Annotated in this window: 1 protein-coding gene; it reads left to right on the top strand. The window is 70.6% G+C overall.

The window, feature by feature from the left end:
* The coding region (locus SB717_RS39615) for a TetR family transcriptional regulator (protein ID WP_410908817.1) at window positions 1-235 on the top strand (235 nt) is incomplete at both ends.

Genomic DNA, 235 nt, shown 5'->3' with positions numbered 1-235 from the left:
CTGGGTTCATGGGACGATGGGAGCCGGGAGCACGCGAGCGACTGGTCGGCGCCGCGATCGAGCTGTACGCCGACCCGGGGTTCGAGCAGACCACCGTCGCCGATATCGCCGAGCGGGCCGGGGTCACCGAGCGCACCTTCTTCCGCTACTTCGCCGACAAGCGCGAGGTGCTCTTCGCCGGTTCGGACCTGTTCCAGGAGGCCGTGCTCACCGCCATCGCCGCCGCGCCCTCCGA

Source organism: Priestia sp. SIMBA_032 (assembly GCF_046535215.1).
GTDB lineage: Bacteria > Bacillota > Bacilli > Bacillales > Bacillaceae_H > Priestia > Priestia aryabhattai.
This window is presented reverse-complemented; position numbering and strand designations above follow the sequence as displayed.